Here is a 15494-nt window from a genome sequence, read left to right as displayed (position 1 = left end):
GACGTGGCGAACTGCGTGGGGAAACCGCCGACGTGCCTAGCGAAAGTTGAAATGAATAGCGGACGAATGCTCCCCGCAACCGTGAAGCCGCAGGACGCCCCGCAAAGTGGAACAATGATGGCCGGAGGGCATTCGGGCCATGTGATGGCATTCCTCCTCGTCCATCGCTGCTTAAGCGTCTAAAAGGCATCGCTTATCGCGCGCCAACGCTTCAAACCTTCCTCCATGGGCGCAGCTGCTGAAGACATAGCCTCGGTTGGTGTCGCTCGCCGAACGGCTCGCGTGGAGCCCTCTTGACTCGACGGCGGCTTCCAGGGGCCGATGCGTCGTGAAGGCGAAATCCGAGGTGCCGCGCGCAAACGACGGGCGCTAGAAAATGCTCCAGCGCCCCCCGAGGCATTAGTTTTGGTTACCGCTTGCCAGGTGCGGCTCAGCGGCCGGAAAGAGCCGCGTAACCAAAACTGAATCGGGGCTTCGTAACCGAAATTAATGCACCTGAGCACCTTTGCAATGCCCACCGCCCCCCTCACTCCACCGTCACCGACTTCGCCAAATTCCTCGGCTTGTCGATATCCGTCCCTCTCGCCAGCGCCGCGTGATACGCGAGCAGTTGCATCGGAATCGTATGCAGGATCGGGGACAGCGGCCCATAGTACTCATTGAGCCGAATCACCTCGATCCCCTCGCTCGGCGACAACCCGCAATCCACATCCGCGAACACGAACAGCTTTCCGTTGCGCGCGCTGACCTCGTGCATGTTCGACCGCAGCTTCTCGAGCAGCGTGTCGTTCGGCGCGACCGCAATCACCGGCATCTCGTTGCTGACGAGCGCGAGCGGCCCGTGCTTGAGTTCGCCGGCCGGATACGCCTCCGCGTGGATATACGAAATCTCCTTCATCTTCAGCGCGCCCTCGAGCGCGATCGGGTAATGCATCCCGCGTCCGAGGAACAGCATGTCGTCGCGCCGCGCGAGCAGTTCCGACCAGCCCATGATCTGCGGCTCCAGCGCGAGCACCTTCGACATCGCGTCGGGCAGGTGGCGCAGCGCGCGCAGATGCGCGTGCTCGTCGTCGTCGCTCAGCCGGCCGCGGACCTGCGCGAGCGACAGCGTCAGCAGGAACAGCGCGACGAGCTGCGTCGTGAACGCCTTCGTCGATGCGACGCCGATCTCGATCCCCGCCCGCGTGACGAATTGCAGCGCGCATTCGCGCATCAGCGCACTCGTCGCGACGTTGCAGATCGCAAGCGTGTGCATCATCCCGCGTTGCTTCGCGACGTGTACCGCGCCGAGCACGTCGGCCGTCTCGCCGCTCTGCGATACCGCCACGACCAGCGTGCGCGGATTCGGCACGCTGTCGCGATAGCGGAATTCGCTCGCAATCTCGACGTTCGTCGGTAGCTTCGCGATGCTCTCGATCCAGTACTTCGCGGTGAGCGCCGCGTGGTAGCTGCCGCCGCAGGCGAGCAGCAGCACCGAATCGACGTCGTTGAACACGCGCCATGCGCCGTCGCCGAACAGCTCGGGCATGATCGACGCGACATCGAGCAACGTGTCCGCGACGGCCTGTGGCTGCTCGAAAATCTCCTTCTGCATGTAGTAGCGATACGAGCCGAGATCGGCCGCGCCGCTGTGCGCAGCCACCCGTTGCACCGGGCGTTCGACGCGCTGCCCGGCTGCGTCGACGATCCAGTAGCGATGCAGTTGGATATCGGCGACGTCGCCGTTCTCCAGATACGTGATGCGATCGGTGATGCCCGACAGCGCGATCGCGTCGGACGCGAGGAAGTTCTCGCCGTCGCCGACGCCGACGACGAGCGGCATCCCGTCGCGCGCGCCGACGATCCGGTGCGGCTCGTCGCGGCACATCACCGCGATCGCGTAGCTGCCGCGCAGACGTGCGGCGGCGCGCTGCACGGCATCGAACAGATCGCCGTCGTACAGATGATCGATCAGATGCGCGATCGCCTCGCTGTCGGTCTGGCTCGCGAACACGTAGCCGTGCGTTTCGAGTTCCGCGCGCAGTTGATCGCAGTTCTCGATGATCCCGTTGTGCGACAGCGCGATGCGTGCGTCGGTGTCGCTCGGCGAGAAATGCGGATGCGCGTTCAGCGTGACGGGCGCGCCGTGCGTCGCCCAGCGCGTATGCGCGATGCCGGTGTAGCCGGACAGTGCCTGCGCGGCGATGTCGCGCTGCAGGTTGGCGACGCGATCGACGCTACGCGCCCGCGCCAGCGCGCGGTCGCGGTAGACGACGACACCGCACGAGTCGTAGCCGCGGTATTCGAGCCGCTTCAGGCCGTCGACGAGGTTCGGCAGGATGTCCCGCTGGGCCACCGCCCCGACAATTCCACACATATCGCGCTCCCTAAAAGTCGTGTCTGAATCCGTGACAGCGATGGTAGGGGCGACATTGTGGAATTAAATTTCAAAATACAAGCGAAAATGAAATGACATGGCGACGCGCTATCATGTTGAAATTGAATTTCACGTAGAAGACAGCAAGGAGCCGCCGATGCCCGGCATCACCCTCGACGATCTCGACCTGCGCATTCTCGCGATCCTGCAGGACGATGCGTCGGTGTCGAACCTGCAACTCGCCGAACGCGCGCTGTCGTCGCCGCCTACCTGCATGCGCCGCGTGCGCCGCCTGACGGAAGCGGGTGTGATCCGCCGGCAGGTCGCGATGCTCGATCCGGTCGCGATCGGCACGGCCGTCACGGCAATCATCGAGATCAGCCTCGACCGGCAGACGGCCGAAGACTACGACGCTTTCGAAGCGTACGTCTGCGCGGAGCCGGCGGTCACGCAGTGCTACCGCGTGTCGCCGGGGCCCGATTTCGTCGTGATCGCCGATCTGGCCGACGTCGCCGAATACGATGAATTCGCTCGCCGGCTGTTCACGGGCGCGTCGAACGTCCGCAATGTGCGGACGTTCTTCTCGACGCATCGCGCGAAATTCGAGACCAATGCGCGCGTCGGGTATGCGATGCGCAAGCGCGGCGGGGAGTAGGGGAACACTCGCGGCGAGCGACGAGCGGCGACCGAAGCAATCAGAAAGCCAGCACCTGCTGCCCCGAATACCACCCCCCATGCCCCAAGCCCGCACCTTCAAGCGACAGCAACGCGCGCTTGCGTTCGATGCCGCCCGCATAGCCGGTCAAGCTCCCCGAGGCACCGACGACGCGATGGCACGGCACGATGATCGACACGGGGTTCCGTCCGACCGCGCCACCGACGGCACGCGCGGCACTCGCCGGTAGTCCGACGCGCGCGGTCAGCTCGCCGTACGACACGAGCGTGCCGAACGGAATCGCGAGCAGTTCTTTCCACACGCTTCGCTGAAACGCGGTACCGCGCAGATGGACCGGCACCGAGAACGTCGTGCGTGCGCCGGCGAAGTATTCGGCTATCTCGTCGGCGACCGTGCGCGCAATGGGCGACGTGCGGTACACGTCTGCGCCCGACGCGATCGCGAGCGACGGATAGTACTTCTGCCCGACGAAGAACAGTCCGGTCAGCGCATCGTCCTCGATACGCACGGCGATGTCGCCCAATGGGCTCGGAATCAGATGAGCGGGCGTCATCGCAAAGCGTCTCCATGAAGGCGCCACACATGCAGCGCCGCATACGCGCGCCACGGCGCCCAACGGCTCGTACGCCGCAAAGTGAATACAGCAGCCGCGCGGTCGTCGGCCTGCGTCGCGAGCAACAACGGTTCATCCGCGGGAAACGCATTCGGCCACGCCATCGCGCGCATCGCAACGTACTGCACCGCGTGCTCGTCGAAGCCCGGCATCGCGCGCAGCGCGGCGAGCGTCGCGTCGAGCGGCGCCATCGGTTCTAGGGCGAGCGTGCCTACGGCAACCGCCCGCGCGAGCGACACGATCGCGTCTGCCGCGTCGCGCGCGACGCCGATCGACCGAAGCGCCGCGGGCAGCAGCGCGGCGAGCGTCGATGCAGCAGGCATCGCGTGTGCGAGTGTCGGCGGCGCGCCGTCCACGCGTGCGCCGAAATGCGCGGCGAGGCGCGCGAGCACCGCATCCGCATGCGTCGTCGCGAGATGTTCGCCGACGATCGCACGGATCGCGATCTCGACGCCGTCGAACGCGCCCGGCACGCGCAGGCCCGGCGAGCCGTCGGCGAGTTCGCCGAGATGCGGGTCGATCACGTCGGGACGGCTGTCGAGGTCGAACAGCCGCCGCACGCGCGCGAGCACGGTCGGCACGACCGGCGTCAGCGCCGGCGACACGGTGACGGCGAGCGCGAACCGGTGCGGCACGTGCGAGACGGACACCCAGCCCGTCACGCGGCCGGTACCGCGCGGCGCCGGCAGGTCGACGGCGCGCAGATAGCGCTGCGCGTCGATCCATTCCACACCGTCGATCTGCCGCTGCGCGAGAAAGCGCATCAGCTCATGCCAGGCGAACGGCGGGCGGTACGGCAGCGGGAATGTCATGTCCTCGCCGGCCGACGCGCCCGCCGCAGCGCTTTTGCGCAAGCGCAGCGGGTTCAGCCCATAGCGCTGCAGGAACAGATCGTTGAAGCGGCGGACGCTGCCGAACCCGGCCGTCGACGCGACGACGGCCACGGGCAATGCGGTGTCGGTCAGCAATCGCTTCGCCATCAATAGCCGCTGCGTCTGCGCGAATTCCACAGGCGATACGCCGAACCGCGCGGCGAAGATCCGGCGTAGATGGCGCTCGGTCACGCCGACGCGCTGCGCGAGTGCGTGGACGGAGCGGCCGTTCAGGAACCCGTCGTCGATCAGCGTCGCGGCGGCATTCGCGAGATTGCCCGACACGTCGAGCAGGCCGTGGCCCGGCGCGAGCTCGGGGCGACAACGCATGCACGGACGGAAGCCGGCCTTCTCGGCGGCCGCCGCGGTCGGAAAGTAGCGGCAGTTCTGCGCTTTCGGCGGCTTCACGGGGCAAACGGGGCGGCAGTACACGCCGGTCGTGCGCACGCCGACGAAGAACCAGCCGTCGAAACGGCGGTTTCGCGCCAGCAGGGCGTCGTAGCAAATGTCGGGATCGAGGCGCATGCGACGACTGTAAACCATCCGCCTCGTCGCTTCTGGCTGAAATCGGACATGTGTATCCGTCCTCCGGGCAGGCCGCGCGCACCCCGGAAAACCGCCGAAAAAACGGTTAATGCCACACTGCGAAACAGTCGTCTCTTTTCGGCGCCGACAAATTGAGATGACTCATCGAAATCCCCGACTGACAGCGCGCCGCCCGACGCCCTATTCTTTGAAAAACGTTTTCCCAACATCGATCGGCGACCGGCCGCGCCGTGCAAGCGATGCGCCGCCGCCCGCCCCGGCGCCTGTCGCCGGTCAGGTCATACCGTGCGGCCCGACAGGCGCGGCCGCGCATGGAGACATTCATGCAATCTGCCGTCGTCGGCGTCGTGCGCGCCGCCAGCCGCTACCGCTGGACTGTCTGCGCGCTGCTGTTCTTCGCGACCGTCATCAACTACATGGATCGGCAGATCCTCGGCCTGCTCGCACCAATGCTGCAGCACGACATCGGCTGGACGCAGGTGCAGTACGGCCGGATCGTCATGGCGTTCTCGGCGTTCTATGCGATCGGCCTGCTCGGGTTCGGGCGCATCGTCGACTGGCTCGGCACGCGCATCTCGTATGCGGTCGCGATGCTGGTATGGAGCATTGCCGCGATGCTGCACGCGGCGGTCGGCTCGGTGGCCGGTTTCGCGTTCGTGCGGGCGCTGCTCGGCATCGGCGAGGGCGGCAACTTCCCGGCCGCGATCAAGACGACCGCCGAATGGTTTCCGCGCCGCGAACGCGCGCTCGCGACCGGCATCTTCAACTCCGGCGCGAACATCGGTGCGGTGTTCGCGCCGGCGATCATTCCGGCGATCGCGGTCGCGTACGGCTGGCGTGCGGCGTTCGTGATCGTCGGCGCCATCGGCATCGTCTGGCTCGCGGTGTGGCTCGTGTTCTACCGCGCGGCCGATACGCGTGCGCTCGCCGCCGAATACGACGAGCCGCGCGACGAGGCCGAGGCGCTCGACGCCGCGAACGCCGACGCCGGTGCGCCGCGCTGGCGCGAACTGATCCGCAAGCGCGAGACGTGGGCGTTCCTGATCGGCAAGTTCCTGACCGACCCGGTCTGGTGGTTCTATCTGTTCTGGCTGCCGAAGTGGCTGAACGAATCGCGCGGGATGGACATGCAGCACATCGGCCTGCCGCTCGTCTGCATCTACGCGCTGACGACGGTCGGCAGCATCGGCGGCGGCTGGATTTCGTCGATGCTGCTGCGCGCGGGCTGGAGCGTGAACCGCGCGCGCAAGACGGCGATGCTGATCTGCGCATGCTGCGTGCTGCCGATCGCATTCGTGTCGCAGGTGCAGAACCTGTGGGCGGCGGTGCTGATCGTCGGTCTCGCGGCTGCCGCGCATCAGGGCTGGTCGGCGAACCTGTTCACGACGGCGTCCGATCTGTTTCCGCGCCGCGCGGTGGCATCGGTGGTCGGGATCGGCGGGATGGCCGGCTCGATCGGCGGCGTGCTGTTCTCCGAAGTGATCGGGCAGGTGCTGCAGCGTACCGGCCACTACTGGGTGCTGTTCGCGATCGGCGCGCTCGCGTATCTGCTCGCGCTCGCGATCATGCATGCGCTGACGCCGAAGATGAAGCCGGCGAAGCTCGATGCATGACGGTAGTCGTTCGCGCGTGCGCGCCGCGATAGGCGGCGCACGCGCCACTTCACGCGGCCGGCGCCGTCGATGCGCGCACGATCAGCCGCGGCTCGAACGTCGAGTAGCTCGCGTCGGTGCGGCCCGCGAGCGCATCGATCAGCTTTTGCATCGCGAGTTCGCCCATGTTCTCGCTCTGGATGTCGACGGTGGTCAGCGCGGGCGCCGCGTATTCGCCGTACGGCACGTTGTCGACGCCGGTGACGGAGACGTCCTGCGGCAGCCGGAAACCGAGCGACGCCGCTTCCTTCATGAAGCCGAGCGCGATCAGGTCGTTGTAGCAGATCACGGCCTGCGGCCGCTGCGGCCCGAGCATCACGCGCGAGCAGGCGCGCTCGCCGGCTTCGGCGGTCGGCGCGTGCGCATCGTAGACGTCGAGCGTCAGGCCGGCTTCCGCGAGACAGTCGCGTGCGCCTTCGATCCGCTCGTCGTTCACGCGCGCGGGCCCGAAGCCGAGATAGGCGATACGCGTGTGTCCGAGGTTCAGCAGATGACGCGCGAGCATGTACGTCGACAGCCGATTGTCGATGCCGACGCTCGGAATCGGCAGGCCCGGGCTGCGCCGCAGCAGCACGAGCGGCTTGTGCAAATCGAGCATCCAGCCCGCTTCTTCGTCGGGCATTCGCGTGCTGACGATCAGCCCGTCGACGCGCTGCGCGAGCGCCTCGATCAGCGAGCGTTCGCGCGCCTGGTTTTCCTCGGTATCGACGAGCAGCAGCGTGTAGTCATGCTGCAGGGCGACGCGGTTCGCGCCTTTCACGACGTTCGTGAAGTGCGGGTTGCTGATGTCGAGGATGACGAGGCCGATCGTGCGCGTGCGGCCGGTGATCATCGAGCGCGCGAGCGGATTCGACCGATAGCCGAGCCGCTCGATCGCTTCCTTGAGCCGCGCCTCGACGCTCGGCGAAAAGCGCTGCGTGCCGTTCACATACTTCGACACCGTCGCGACCGATACGCCGGCTTCCGCGGCGACGTCCCGGATCGTCGGGGAAACTTTTTTCATTCGAAGGGTAACGTTTTCTTGCGATAACGCGGATTGTGGCAGAAAAAATGCGTGCAAGACACGCCGCGCCCGCTCGGGAAAATGCGGATGCGGCCGAACCGCATTCGCCATTGACGCGCCGAATTTGTCCCGCGTATAGTTGGAAAACGTTTTCCGCCTCAAAGCGATTCAACCGCAACAACCGATTCAAGGAGATTCGATGAACGCCTCAACCACCGGTACGCGCAAACCGTTCCGGCGCCTGCTGCTGACGGGCGCGGCCGGCAACCTCGGCCGCCAGCTGCGCGGCGCGCTCGCGGAATGGGCCGACATCGTGCGCGTCAGCGACATCGCGTCGCTCGGCGAAGCCGCTGCACACGAAGAAACGCAGGTCGTCGACCTGGCCGACCGGCCGGCCGTGATGCATCTCGTCGAGGGCGTCGACGCGATCGTGCATCTCGGCGGCATCTCGGTGGATGCGCCGTTCGACGATCTGGTCGGTGCCAACATCACCGGCACGTACAACATTTACGAAGCCGCGCGCCGGCACGGCGTGAAGCGGATCGTGTTCGCGAGCTCGAACCATGCGATCGGCTTCCATCCCGTCACCGAAGTGCTCGACGCCGATGCGCCGCAGCGCCCGGACAGCCTGTACGGCGTGACGAAATGCTTCGGCGAGGCGCTGTCGCGCTACTACTTCGATCGCTTCGGGATCGAGACGGTGTGCCTGCGGATCGGTTCGTCGTTCGAGGAGCCGAAGAATCCGCGCATGCTCGTCACGTTCCTCAGCTATCGCGACTTCATCGAGCTCGTGCGCTGCTCGCTGCTGACGAACCGCGTCGGACACGCGATCGTGTACGGCGTGTCCGACAACCCGGTGAAGTGGTGGGACAACACGAAGGCCGGCTTTCTCGGCTTCCGGCCGCGCGACAGCTCCGCGCAGTTCGCCGGCCTGTTCCCGATCGCCGCGCCGACGGCCGATTACGACGATCCCGCGCAGCGGTTCCAGGGCGGCGCGTTCGTCGTCGGCGAGCCGATGGAGCGGCGCGCGTGAAGCCGCGCCGATAAAGCGGCCGCGGGGTGCGCGATCGCTGCGCTGCCGCGGCGATCGGTGCAGCGCGTCAGCGCAGGATGTCGGTCGCCTTGTGATGTTCGTCGACGCCGTCGATCAGGATCAGTGGCCCGCTCGCATGTCGTGCGCGCAGCGGCTGGATCTGCCGATACGCGTCCGACTCGTACCACGCGCGCGCGGTTGTCATGTCCGCGAACGCGATGGCGATCAGGTCGCCGTGCCACGTGCCCTCGCGCACGTCGGGCCGTGCGCCGTGAATCGCGAAGCGGCCGCCGAACGGCGCGAGCGTGTCGTCGATGCGCTCCAGGTATTCGACGATGTCGTCGCACATCTCGACGTCGTGCAGGTGAGCGATGGCATAGGCGGTCATGAGGGGCTCCTTCGCATGATGCGGTTCGGTGGGCGATGGAGCGATGATCGGCCGCGCGGCGTCGCGCGTCGATTACCTGCGACGTAATGAGAATGCACCCGGTTCAGACCGGATAGGCGTCGTCGACTTTCAGGTTGGCGAGCCGGAACAGCGTGCGCAGCGTCTGCGGATGGATGTCGCGGCGCGCAGCGAGCGACGTCAGGATGAAGTCGAGCACCTTCGAATAGCGCAGCAGCACGAGGCAGCGTGCGAGATCGGTGCTGCCGCGCAGGCTTTCCGCGAGACGCACCATCTCGGTCGACAGCGCGCGCGCCATCTCCAGTTCCATCTGCTGTTTCTCGGTCCACTCGGGCAGCGGCTGTTCCAGCAGTTTCGCGAGAAAGATCTGGAACGATGTATCGGACGAATTCGGCAGCGCATCCATGATGACCTCGTTGCTGGCTCGGATCGACGGCACGCGGCGCATGGCGGCGGCGCGCGATCGCGGGATCGCACCGCGCGCGGTGGCGGCGCGGCGTTTCCTTCAGCAGGATGCAGATTCCGTACCAGCGTCGCGATACGCTGGCGGCGCGACGCGCGCAAGCCGTGCGCGAGCGGGCTGCGCGGCCCGCCCGGCGCGGGTCGCGCGCCGAAACGCGCGTACACGGCCGTGCGCGACGAGGCGCGTCGTTTGACGCGCGCGTGCGTGCGACATCGCGAAATGCTTCACGCATGTAACGTAACGTCGACACGAGAGGCACGCGACGTTTCGGCACGGACGCACACACGCGCAACCGGTGCCGTATCGACGCGCGTACGCTGCGGCGCAGACGCCGCGATGTTTCATCGGCGAGACGGCGCGTGTGCAGCGAACGGCGCCGCGCGTCGCCGCATCCGTCGGACAAAAAAAATCCGCAGCACGCGGCGTGCAGCGGATCGGGTGCGCGCAAGACGACGCGCGCGTCGGAGTCAGAAGATGAAACCGGTGTTGATGAACTTCGAGTGGTGATCGGACACGATCGTATCGAGCAACTGCTTGCTGCTTTCCGTTTGCTTCGCGGCGACCATCGAGCGAATCGAGAATGCGCGCAGCGCGTCGGTCACGGACAGCGTGCCTTCGGCCGAATCCTTGCGGCCGGCGAACGGGAACACGTCGGGGCCGCGCTGACACTGGCAGTTGATGTTCACGCGGCACACCTGGTTCACGAGCGGATCGACGAGTGCGCCGATCTGTGCCGGGTCGGATCCGAAGATGCTGACCTGCTGGCCATGCTCGGACGTCGTCACGTAGTCGAGCGCCGTCTCGACGTCGTCGAACGGCGCGACCGGAATGATCGGCCCGAACTGCTCCTCGCGATACAGCTTCATCCCTTCGGCGACCGGATAGACGACGGCCGGATAGAACAGCGTCTTGCAGAACACGCCGCCCGATTCGTTGACGACCTGCGCGCCCTTCGCCTTCGCATCGTCGATCGCGTCGGTCATGTAGGCGGTGCGATGCATGCCCGGCAGCGGCGTGATCGATACGCCTTTCTCCCATGGCATGCCGATCTTCAGCTGCTCGAGCGCGGCGGTGAAGCGCTTGAGGAATTCGTCGACGATCGAGCGGTGCACGAGCAGCATCTTCAGCGCGGTACAGCGCTGCCCGTTGAACGACAGCGCGCCGAGCAGGCATTCCTTGACGGTCAGGTCGAGATCGGCGTCGGGCAGCACGATCGCCGCGTTCTTCGCGTCCAGGCCGAGGATCGCGCGCAGCCGATGCGATTTCGGATGCTGTTTCTTCAGATGGTCGGCGACCTTGCTCGAACCGATCAGCGCGAGCACGTTGATCTTGCCCGACGCGAGCATGTGCGGCACGACCACCGCGCCCGGTGCGTAGATCGTGTTGATCACGCCCTTCGGGAACGCGTCGCGGAACGCTTCGAGCAGCGGCTCGAACAGCAGCGTGCCGTACTGCGGCGGCTTGAACACGACGGTATTGCCCATCAGCAGCGCGGGGATCAGCGTCGCGAACGTCTCGTTCAGCGGATAGTTGTACGGCCCCATGCACAGCACGACGCCGAGCGGCGTGCGGCGGATCTGGCCGATCGTGCCTTCGGCGATCACGAAGCGCGAGTTCGCGTTGTCGAGCTCCTTCAGCGCCTCGATCGTCTGCGTCATGTACGTGACGGTGCGATCGAATTCCTTCTGCGAGTCGGCGAGGCTCTTGCCGATTTCCCACATGATCAGGTTCACGACGAGCTCGCGCTGCGCGACCATCCGCTTGATGAAGTCCTGCATGCACGCGATGCGCTGCTCGACCTTCATCGTCGGCCACTCGCCGCGGCCGGCGTCATACGCACGCACGGCGGCGTCGAGCGCCGCGTCGCTTTCCGCTTCGCCCATCACCGGATAACTGCCGATCTCGACCTGCTCGACGCTGCCGTCCGGCTGCCGGGCGCATACCGGCGACAGCACGGTTTTGGTCGCGCCATCCCACGGTCGCAGCTCGCCGTCGACGAGCGACACGCGCTGGTGGATCGGCGCACTCGGCCGGAATTCGGCGGGAATCTGGTCGAGGGCGGGAAACAACTGCTGCAGGGAAGCGGAATCGGGCATGACGGTCTCGTTTGACGGGTGTCCGGAAGGACGGGCGATGCGGAATCCTGAGCTGAACGATCCTCGATCCTGAATCGGCATGATGACGCGCGCAGCGTGGCGCGTCACGCGAAACCTCGGCCGAAACACGGAATGGAACCAGTTCCATTAAAAAGGAACGTCACATCGAATGCAAGCCGCGCCGCGCGGATTCGCATCTCGCGAAAGAAAAATGTAAGAGTGTGTCGTCATGCCGGGGATAAGGCGTTTTTGCGGTGCGCAAACGTTTGACATTGCCCGATTTGGGGCGATAATGGCGCCGCGCGGCCAAGTAAAAAATGCACGGAACCTGAGAGAAAAGACGCAGTGAACGACGAAAGTGCCGCCGCGCTGCCGAAGCGAGGTCGGCTGCCCGGAGCGCCGGGTCGGGATTACCCGGCCCGGCGCGCGCCGGACCAGGGGCGCGCCGGCTGGTCCGGATGCCCGCGCATCGCGCTGCTACTCGACATCCTCGTCATCCTCCGCATCGGTCTCCACCGTCACGGCGTCGTGCCGCGGCGCCGCATAAGCGCTCGCCTGTTCGAGCAGCCATGCGCGAAACAACTCCAGCGGCTTGCTGTGACTGAACTCCGTCGGATATACGAGGTAGTACGCCGAGTCGCCCACCGTCGCGGCGTCGCACGGCACGACGAGCCCGAGCTGCTGCAGCTGCCCTTCGACGAAGAACTTCGGCACGAGCGCGACGCCGAGGCCCGCCGCCGCGGCGCTGATCAGCATCGTATGCAGTTCGTAGCGCACGCCCTGCATCGTGCGGATGTCCTCGACGCCGTGCGCCTCGAACCACTGCGCCCACGCGCCGGGGCGCGTCGTCGAGTGCAGCAGCGGATACGCAAGCAGGTCGTCGACACGCGTCACGGGCCCGTCGAGCAGCGCCGGCGAGCAGATCGGCACGACTTCCTCGCCGAACAGATAGTCGGACGACGTGCCCGGCCAGGTCGGCTTTCCGTAGTGGATCGCCGCTTCGAAATGGGTGTCCTCGAACGAGAACAGATCGGTGCGGCTGCCCATGTTCACGCGCACGTCCGGCGTGCGATCGTAGAAGCTCTTGATGCGCGGAATCAGCCAGTGCGACGCGAACGTCGGCAGCACGGCGAGTTCCAGATACCCGCCGCCGCTGCCGTGCGCGATGATCGACAGCGTGTCGCGATCGAGCGCCTCGAGCGCGCGCCGCACCTGCGTGCCGTAGAGCTTGCCCGCGCGCGTGAGTACGACGCGCTGCTTCACGCGTGCGAACAGCCGCACGCCGAGGCTCGATTCGAGCGTCGCGATCTGCCGCGAGACGGCGCTTTCGGTCAGGAACAGTTCCTTGGCCGCGTGCGTGAAGCTTTCATGACGCGCGGCCGCTTCGAAGGCCACGAGCGCGCCCATGTTCGGGATCTTGAATTTGCGCATGATGCTCGATTCGTCTGATCGACGGAAGCGCCCCGAACGACAGGGCGGCGGCCCGCGAATAATTCCAAAAACTCATTACGTGTCAATTTAATCTCGCTTTACGCACCGCTGCAACCCTTTGAATAATGCATCCCACGCAAGGCCCGGCGCCCGCGCGGCTGCCGGCCCGCCCCGTTTTGCCGGCTGCGCCGCGCCGGCCGATCCGACACGAGAGATCCTGATGCGCAATCCGAATATCGACAGCCTGCTGACGAAGCTGCTGGGACAGGCGAAAACCGACGCGCTGTTCGCGACCCTCAACATGCCGTCCATCTTCGACGAATGGGAAACCGGCGTCGTCACGCGCGCCGAAATCGCGCAGGCGATGAACATGGCGCTGTTCGAAGGGCTGCTCGAGCGTTCGCCGAACGGCCGCGCCTACACGGCGGAAGCGGTCGAAAAGGGCGGCTCCGTGTATTTCGATCACGGCGCGCTGCGCACGGTGCGCTGGCCGCACAACGGCGCGTTGCCGCCGGGCGAAGCGGCGTTCACGCGCATTCTGCGTCCGCTCGGCTTCCGGCTGAACGGCCGCTATCCGCTCGACAAGCTGGGGATGACGGGGCGCGCGTATGCGCACGAGGACGCGCCCGACGAGATCGCGCAGTTCTTCGTCAGCGAACTGCATCCGGAGCGTTTCTCGAAGGAGTTCCAGCAGGCTGTGACAAACGTGATCGGTTCGTCGCGCGATCCGCTGTCGCCGGCCGCCGTCGCGCTGCTGTGGGAAGTCGAGCGCGAGGGCTGGCTGCCGCTCGACGCCGCGCACGACCTGCTGCCCGCGATCGTCGGCGCGTTCGCGCGCCAGCACGACGTGCCGAGCGAGCTCGACTACGAGACGCTGCTGCTCGAATCCGCCGAGATGGCGTGGATCGCGACGGAAGGCAACGCGTTCAACCATGCGACCGATCGCGTCGCCGACGTATTCGCGCTGTCCGACGAAGAAAAGGCGAAGGGCCGGCCGATGAAGCCGGAAGTCGAGCGCTCGCGCTCGGGCCGCGTGTTCCAGACCGCGTACCGCGCCGACATCGTCGAGCGCGAGTTCCGCACGCGCGACGGCGGCATCGTCAAGCGCAACGTGCCGGGTTCCTTCTACGAATTCATCACGCGCCGGCGTACGTTCGATCAGGCGCAGCGCCGCTGGGTCACCGACCTGCGCTTCGATGCGGGCAACGCGCAGGGCATCTTCAAGATGACGGCGAACGCGTCGCGGTAAACGCGAAACGCGCGCCGCGTGGCGCGCGAGCGGCCGCGTCGGCGGCGGAAACGACGCTATCGCATACGCGGCCGCGTCGTCAGAACAGGTGCGTGAACAGGTAGAACAGCACCAGCAGTCCGGCCGGCACGCCGAGCAGCCACGCGATCAGGTATTTGCCCATCTCGTCCTCCTGACGAATGACCGCGGCGCTCACGGCGCCGCGGCCGGTTTGTTTCAACGCGCGATTACAGCTCGCGGTCGAAATCGGTCAGCTGGCGTTCGGCTTCGTCGCGCGCGATCCCGTAACGCTCCTGGATCTTGCCGACCAGATAGTCGCGATTGCCTTCAGCGACCGCGAGATCGTCATCGGTCAGCTTGCCCCACTTTGCCTTCAGCTTGCCGGTGAGCTGCTTCCATTGACCCTTGATCTTGTCTTCGTTCATCGTGCGCTCCTTGGTGTCGTGGCGGAAAAAAGGCGCGGCCGCTCGCCGCGCGGAGGTCAGGCCTTCGCCTTCAGGCCGGATGCATCGACGTGCTTGACGCCCTTGATCGAACGCGTGACGGCAATCGCCTTCTTCACCGCGATCTTGGTCGGCAGCACGCCGGTCAGCGTGACGACGCCGTCGACCGTCTTGACGTCGATATCCATGCTCTTCACGCCATCGGTCGTCGCGAGTTCGCTCTTCACCTTCGTCGTGATCCACGTATCGGTGACGGGCTGATTCGACTCGGCCTTCGTGTCGCCCGTGGCCGAAGCCTGTGCGTACGCATTGCTCAGCGGCGCAGCGCCGAGCAGAAAGGCCGCGCTGGCGGCGAGCAGCGTCGAAAGGTGTTGGGGCTTGTTCATTGATGTTCTCCCTTGGTTGACGTGAAAAAAACGTGACGGCAGCGTGACGCGCAACGCGTCATTGCGCGATCGGCGTGTCGTAGCCGGGCTCGCGCGGCGGCATGTCCGGCCGCGGAATGTCGGGCGGCAGCGGGACCGGCGGGTCGGTGCCCGGCGCCGGCTCGGGCGGATGATCCGGCGGTTCCTGCGGCGTCGGATCGGGTGTCTGATGCAGCTTCATCGTCGTACTCCTCTCCTTGAATGTCGGGTGGCAGCGCGTGAGCGCCGAT

15 protein-coding genes are annotated in these 15494 nt (G+C 66.2%); 4 read left to right on the top strand and 11 right to left on the bottom strand.

Annotation, left to right across the window (positions count from 1 at the left end; translation table 11 throughout):
* Positions 1 to 526: 526 nt before the first annotated feature.
* A complete protein-coding gene (gene glmS / locus BCR55_RS20450) occupies positions 527 to 2356 on the bottom strand; it encodes a glutamine--fructose-6-phosphate transaminase (isomerizing) (protein WP_065495686.1) in 1830 nt (609 codons plus the stop codon).
* Positions 2357 to 2513: 157 nt separating this feature from the next.
* Here glmS and BCR55_RS20445 point away from each other — a divergent pair, with 157 nt between their 5' ends.
* The gene (locus BCR55_RS20445) at positions 2514 to 3011 is read left to right on the top strand and encodes an Lrp/AsnC family transcriptional regulator (RefSeq protein WP_065496691.1); all 498 of its coding nucleotides are present in this window, start codon (positions 2514 to 2516) and stop codon (positions 3009 to 3011) included.
* A 40-nt stretch (positions 3012 to 3051) separates the two neighbouring features.
* Here BCR55_RS20445 and BCR55_RS20440 read toward each other — a convergent pair whose 3' ends face one another.
* Both BCR55_RS20440 and BCR55_RS20435 read right to left on the bottom strand, forming a co-directional pair.
* The gene (locus BCR55_RS20440; protein WP_006404451.1) at positions 3052 to 3585 is read right to left on the bottom strand and encodes a methylated-DNA--[protein]-cysteine S-methyltransferase; all 534 of its coding nucleotides are present in this window, start codon (positions 3583 to 3585) and stop codon (positions 3052 to 3054) included.
* Positions 3582 to 5060 carry a DNA-3-methyladenine glycosylase 2 family protein gene (locus BCR55_RS20435; RefSeq protein ID WP_065495684.1) on the bottom strand — a complete coding sequence of 493 codons (1479 nt, stop codon included), beginning with the start codon at positions 5058 to 5060 and terminating at the stop codon, positions 3582 to 3584. The genes BCR55_RS20440 and BCR55_RS20435 overlap by 4 nt, the downstream gene beginning before the upstream one ends.
* 326 nt (positions 5061 to 5386) lie before the next feature.
* Between BCR55_RS20435 and BCR55_RS20430 the strand changes: the two genes are divergently transcribed.
* Entirely contained in the window at positions 5387 to 6676 is a 1290-nt protein-coding gene (locus BCR55_RS20430) for an MFS transporter (RefSeq protein WP_012217659.1), read from the top strand.
* Between the two features lie 49 nt (positions 6677 to 6725).
* Here BCR55_RS20430 and BCR55_RS20425 read toward each other — a convergent pair whose 3' ends face one another.
* A complete protein-coding gene (locus BCR55_RS20425) occupies positions 6726 to 7829 on the bottom strand; it encodes a LacI family DNA-binding transcriptional regulator (protein ID WP_006411614.1) in 1104 nt (367 codons plus the stop codon).
* Between the two features lie 88 nt (positions 7830 to 7917).
* On the opposite strand from BCR55_RS20425, the gene BCR55_RS20420 reads away from it, so the two are divergent.
* Positions 7918 to 8751, top strand: coding sequence for an NAD(P)-dependent oxidoreductase (locus tag BCR55_RS20420; protein ID WP_006411618.1), 834 nt, complete (start codon positions 7918 to 7920; stop codon positions 8749 to 8751).
* 67 nt (positions 8752 to 8818) lie between these two features.
* On the opposite strand, the gene BCR55_RS20415 is transcribed toward BCR55_RS20420, so the two are convergent.
* From BCR55_RS20415 to BCR55_RS20400, 4 genes are all read right to left on the bottom strand, one after another.
* The gene (locus BCR55_RS20415; protein ID WP_006404446.1) at positions 8819 to 9139 is read right to left on the bottom strand and encodes a DUF1330 domain-containing protein; all 321 of its coding nucleotides are present in this window, start codon (positions 9137 to 9139) and stop codon (positions 8819 to 8821) included.
* Positions 9140 to 9242: 103 nt separating this feature from the next.
* The gene (locus tag BCR55_RS20410; RefSeq protein WP_006397763.1) at positions 9243 to 9563 is read right to left on the bottom strand and encodes a hypothetical protein; all 321 of its coding nucleotides are present in this window, start codon (positions 9561 to 9563) and stop codon (positions 9243 to 9245) included.
* A 524-nt stretch (positions 9564 to 10087) separates the two neighbouring features.
* The gene (locus BCR55_RS20405; protein ID WP_065495682.1) at positions 10088 to 11716 is read right to left on the bottom strand and encodes an NADP-dependent glyceraldehyde-3-phosphate dehydrogenase; all 1629 of its coding nucleotides are present in this window, start codon (positions 11714 to 11716) and stop codon (positions 10088 to 10090) included.
* A gap of 477 nt (positions 11717 to 12193) precedes the next feature.
* On the bottom strand, positions 12194 to 13147 hold the full coding sequence (locus tag BCR55_RS20400; protein WP_006404443.1) for a LysR family transcriptional regulator: 954 nt from the start codon (positions 13145 to 13147) through the stop codon (positions 12194 to 12196).
* 220 nt (positions 13148 to 13367) lie between these two features.
* Between BCR55_RS20400 and BCR55_RS20395 the strand changes: the two genes are divergently transcribed.
* Positions 13368 to 14396: a DUF1338 domain-containing protein gene (locus BCR55_RS20395; RefSeq protein ID WP_006411605.1), complete on the top strand. Its 1029-nt coding sequence runs from the start codon at positions 13368 to 13370 to the stop codon at positions 14394 to 14396.
* Between the two features lie 227 nt (positions 14397 to 14623).
* On the opposite strand, the gene BCR55_RS20390 is transcribed toward BCR55_RS20395, so the two are convergent.
* The 3 genes from BCR55_RS20390 to BCR55_RS33125 are packed head-to-tail and all read right to left on the bottom strand — an operon-like array spanning position 14624 to position 15445.
* On the bottom strand, positions 14624 to 14821 hold the full coding sequence (locus tag BCR55_RS20390; protein WP_006397770.1) for a CsbD family protein: 198 nt from the start codon (positions 14819 to 14821) through the stop codon (positions 14624 to 14626).
* A 56-nt stretch (positions 14822 to 14877) separates the two neighbouring features.
* Positions 14878 to 15225 (bottom strand): BON domain-containing protein, encoded by a 348-nt coding sequence (locus BCR55_RS20385; protein WP_006397771.1) that lies wholly within the window; start codon positions 15223 to 15225, stop codon positions 14878 to 14880.
* Positions 15226 to 15283: 58 nt separating this feature from the next.
* The gene (locus BCR55_RS33125; protein WP_006404440.1) at positions 15284 to 15445 is read right to left on the bottom strand and encodes a hypothetical protein; all 162 of its coding nucleotides are present in this window, start codon (positions 15443 to 15445) and stop codon (positions 15284 to 15286) included.
* Between the last annotated feature and the right edge of the window lie 49 nt (positions 15446 to 15494).

It is taken from the genome of Burkholderia sp. CCA53 (genome assembly GCF_001685525.1).
Lineage (GTDB): Bacteria > Pseudomonadota > Gammaproteobacteria > Burkholderiales > Burkholderiaceae > Burkholderia > Burkholderia multivorans.
The sequence above is the reverse complement of the archived record's forward strand: the minus strand, read 5'-3'. Positions and strand labels throughout refer to the sequence as shown.

Excerpts from the sequence above, each read along its gene's own strand:
- glmS (WP_065495686.1), bottom strand. The coding sequence starts at position 2,356 with ATGTGTGGAATTGTCGGGGCGGTGGCCCAGCGGGACATCCTGCCGAAC.
- BCR55_RS20445 (WP_065496691.1), top strand. The coding sequence starts at position 2,514 with ATGCCCGGCATCACCCTCGACGATCTCGACCTGCGCATTCTCGCGATC.
- BCR55_RS20440 (WP_006404451.1), bottom strand. The coding sequence starts at position 3,585 with ATGACGCCCGCTCATCTGATTCCGAGCCCATTGGGCGACATCGCCGTG.
- BCR55_RS20435 (WP_065495684.1), bottom strand. The coding sequence starts at position 5,060 with ATGGTTTACAGTCGTCGCATGCGCCTCGATCCCGACATTTGCTACGAC.
- BCR55_RS20430 (WP_012217659.1), top strand. The coding sequence starts at position 5,387 with ATGCAATCTGCCGTCGTCGGCGTCGTGCGCGCCGCCAGCCGCTACCGC.
- BCR55_RS20425 (WP_006411614.1), bottom strand. The coding sequence starts at position 7,829 with ATGGCGAATGCGGTTCGGCCGCATCCGCATTTTCCCGAGCGGGCGCGG.
- BCR55_RS20420 (WP_006411618.1), top strand. The coding sequence starts at position 7,918 with ATGAACGCCTCAACCACCGGTACGCGCAAACCGTTCCGGCGCCTGCTG.
- BCR55_RS20415 (WP_006404446.1), bottom strand. The coding sequence starts at position 9,139 with ATGACCGCCTATGCCATCGCTCACCTGCACGACGTCGAGATGTGCGAC.
- BCR55_RS20410 (WP_006397763.1), bottom strand. The coding sequence starts at position 9,563 with ATGGATGCGCTGCCGAATTCGTCCGATACATCGTTCCAGATCTTTCTC.
- BCR55_RS20405 (WP_065495682.1), bottom strand. The coding sequence starts at position 11,716 with ATGCCCGATTCCGCTTCCCTGCAGCAGTTGTTTCCCGCCCTCGACCAG.
- BCR55_RS20400 (WP_006404443.1), bottom strand. The coding sequence starts at position 13,147 with ATGCGCAAATTCAAGATCCCGAACATGGGCGCGCTCGTGGCCTTCGAA.
- BCR55_RS20395 (WP_006411605.1), top strand. The coding sequence starts at position 13,368 with ATGCGCAATCCGAATATCGACAGCCTGCTGACGAAGCTGCTGGGACAG.
- BCR55_RS20390 (WP_006397770.1), bottom strand. The coding sequence starts at position 14,821 with ATGAACGAAGACAAGATCAAGGGTCAATGGAAGCAGCTCACCGGCAAG.
- BCR55_RS20385 (WP_006397771.1), bottom strand. The coding sequence starts at position 15,225 with ATGAACAAGCCCCAACACCTTTCGACGCTGCTCGCCGCCAGCGCGGCC.
- BCR55_RS33125 (WP_006404440.1), bottom strand. The coding sequence starts at position 15,445 with ATGAAGCTGCATCAGACACCCGATCCGACGCCGCAGGAACCGCCGGAT.